Annotated in this window: 4 protein-coding genes; all 4 read left to right on the top strand. The window is 46.7% G+C overall.

Features of this window, described 5'->3' with window-relative positions; translation table 11 throughout:
- Positions 1–463, top strand: a 463-nt coding sequence (locus L1071_RS16125; protein WP_246977057.1) for a hypothetical protein, incomplete at its 5' end; no start/stop codon positions are given.
- 82 nt (positions 464–545) lie between these two features.
- Positions 546–1,982, top strand: a complete 1,437-nt coding sequence (locus tag L1071_RS16120) for a hypothetical protein (protein ID WP_246977055.1) — start codon at positions 546–548, stop codon at positions 1,980–1,982.
- An 87-nt stretch (positions 1,983–2,069) separates the two neighbouring features.
- The gene (locus tag L1071_RS16115; RefSeq protein WP_246977059.1) at positions 2,070–2,396 is read left to right on the top strand and encodes an antibiotic biosynthesis monooxygenase family protein; all 327 of its coding nucleotides are present in this window, start codon (positions 2,070–2,072) and stop codon (positions 2,394–2,396) included.
- 133 nt (positions 2,397–2,529) lie between these two features.
- Positions 2,530–3,009, top strand: a complete 480-nt coding sequence (locus tag L1071_RS16110; RefSeq protein WP_246977053.1) for a GNAT family N-acetyltransferase — start codon at positions 2,530–2,532, stop codon at positions 3,007–3,009.
- The last annotated feature ends 67 nt before the right edge of the window (positions 3,010–3,076 follow it).

Here is a 3,076-nt window from a genome sequence, read left to right as displayed (position 1 = left end):
GCCCTACACGTATCTACATATGAAATTACCCATCTACGCTTTCCTGATGCTCCTCGCGACGATATATGACGTTGTACAAGTTGTGAGCTACTGGGGCACGAACTGGATCTTGCTCTATTCAGGCGTGTTGGTGCTTTTTATCACGCTTTTCATTGCAATGCTTCAGGCGGTTGATGCGGAAAGCTGGGAGATGAAGTGGATGCTTCTATACACTATCCCAGCTGCGTTGCTTCTATTCGGAAGCCTTGCCGACTACTTCAACTTTCAGAACCATATTCTTGTAGTTGCCAACCAAAAGCCAATGCCAACTTTGATCCCAGGAACGTCAGCCGATTATAGGGGAGCAGTCATCAGCCACTTCGTGTCAATGACGTTTCCCATCGTCGCTCGCGCCTTGTCCGTAGTCATCGAATTTGGCTTAGCTTTAAGCGGGCTAACAAATGGTTCGAGCGGACGGCCCTGACGGGCCGCCGCTCAACTCCAGCGTTAACCGCTTCAATTATCTGATATAGGCTCAGAAACATGCTCGTAGGAGTAAAGCTACCTTGAACTGCGATAAAATATTTAGAGGTATTTGGCTTAGGCTCTTATATAGTAAAAGTTATACGAAGCCAGATCTAACTGCGATTAAAAAATGGGCTGAAGGTAAAGGTTTATCCAATGTTTCCGTAGAAGATGTCGAAACAGGTGTTTTCGTAAAAATTCCTGCTGTAAAGCTGTACACCGCAGAGGGCACGGCGTTATTCCCAAAGTGCCTCCCAGATGAAATTCCAGGAATAGCTCAAAAAAAGAATTTTTTAAGCATCAGAGAAGAGGTTTGGAGAAAAGCAGATTGGTTTGAGCCTCCATACATAATGATGCGAGTTACCAGCCAAATAATTGATTCTTTAACGAAAGTGCTAGGTTCCGATAGAGAACGAATAGAGGGTGATTTTAACCATCATATTACTGAAATATATTCAATGGCCGATTGCGCCACAGCCATTGAGCAGCTTTTCCCAAACAGCTTGGTCTTGAAGGAGCACACAAAAACTATAAGAGAAGCGTATCTATCTTACTATAGTGGCTATAAAACTGCGGCGATAGCTGCGCTAATACCTATCGTGGAAAGCGCTATTAATGATTTCCTAAGCGCTGAAGCCAAATCAAATCTTAAACTACTTGAAAAAATTGATTATGTGATAGGTGCTGCGGTCGAAAAAGCCACTCTCATCCACTATGACCACTGCTGGATAGCAAAAGAATTTACAAATATAGAGCACTTAAAGCTTGTCGATGAACGCATTTACTTATTCGAGACTTTAAGGAGGTGGCTCAAATTTAGCTTCTTTAGCAAAACGTCAAACTATAGGGGCTTGTCAGGTCTAAATCGCCATGTGTTTGCTCATGGATTGTCTCTGGTATGGCAAAAACCAACTAACTTTCATCGCCTTTTGGGAGCCTTGATAGCACTAGCTTGGTTGGAGGGCTGGGTAAATGAAAGAGCAAATAATTCTACATTTTTTCCTGGTAGGAATGATGATAGCAGGTTGTTATTTGAGCAGGCACAATTCAGAACTGAAATACAGATTTTTTCACAAAAGATAATGGCAGAAAGGTATCAGAAATACGGAAGAATAGTACCGGAGTTACCAACTGATGATGGCTGGCTTCTGAGGGCTAGCACTCTTTCTGAGAAATGTATGTCTGAGTTGGTTCGACCGCTCAAGGATAAGGGTTGGAGTCTAACCGTAAGTGACCCCCAAAAAGATGGTGAGTATATACTTGTTGAGGGAGTTTCTGATAACCAGAGGATTTCTGTTGCGCTACTATATAGCTGCGGCACAGAAAATAATACGTATAAAAAGCTAGACGAATGTTGCCAGTATATTCTCTATCTTGGGGCTCCTTATCATCAAAATCAGTATGCATATGGTATCAATGCCCATGTTGGTCCCTTAGATGGTTGGCAACCAGTTGCGCCAGAAACCACGTGCGGTTAACAAGGCTCTGTTGCCGGACAAATTTTCCGCTGCGCTCCAAATTTGCCGCAAAGCGCGGCGTTACAAAGCAAGGGAGAGGGCGTGGTAATGATCGCCAGGGAATGGAAATGTAGGGTACCGGACATCCACAGTGAAGGGTTCACAGCTTATCTGTACGAAACCGGAATAAAGGACTCTTCCACAACACCGGGCTTTCGCGGCGCCCAGATTTTCCGCCGCTCTCTAGCAGGCAAACTTGAACTCACTCTTATCACGTACTGGGACAATCTGGAATCAATCGAGGCGTTTGCAGGCACCGATATTTCGCAAGCGCGCTTGTACCCGGAAGATGAAGTTTATGAGCTTGAGCCTGAGCTTTCGGTGCAACACTATGAGGTCATCGAACATCAGTTTTCGGCAGAGCAGCGGGGGTAAACGGGTGCACTTGCTTTGTAACCAGTCGTTCAAGTTCGTTCCCGGCCTGACGGCCGTCCACCGGACGCCCTTTTCTCCGCTGCGCTACAAAAAGGCCGCCGCTTAACATTGGCGTTAGGAATCAGAATCCAATATGCGCGTCGAACAAGAGTCCCCCAATCAGCCAGATATCATCGCACTCATCGCAGATCTCGATGCGTATCAAAGTTCTTTGTATCCGGCAGAGGCGTGTTATGCGCTTGACATCGCGTCACTCTCCAAACCCAATGTGCTTTTTGTCGTTGCACGAGATGAGCAACACGCCGCCCTCGGCTGTGGCGCTGTCGTGCTGAATGACTCTTACGGCGAGGTCAAGCGCATGTATGTGCTACCCGAAGCCAGAGGCAAAGGTATTGCAAAGAAACTCATCACCGCCCTAGAGGCTAGTGCCTACGAGTCAGGTTGCAGAGAGCTCATGCTTGAAACTGGGCCATATCAACAGGAGGCACTGAGGTTCTACACCAACCAAGGCTATGCACGGCGGTGCGCATTCGGCTCATATCCCGAGCATCCGCTCAGCGTGTTCATGGGCAAGTCACTTAGTTCAGCAACCAGAGCAAGTTCTAATGCCTAACAACTGGCTCAAATCGTTCGCTTTGCTCACTGGGACGGGCTAAGGCCCGCTCCTTAGCCAAACGCGT

Source organism: Chromohalobacter sarecensis (assembly GCF_023061135.1).
GTDB lineage: Bacteria > Pseudomonadota > Gammaproteobacteria > Pseudomonadales > Halomonadaceae > Chromohalobacter > Chromohalobacter sarecensis.
The sequence above is the reverse complement of the archived record's forward strand: the minus strand, read 5'-3'. Positions and strand labels throughout refer to the sequence as shown.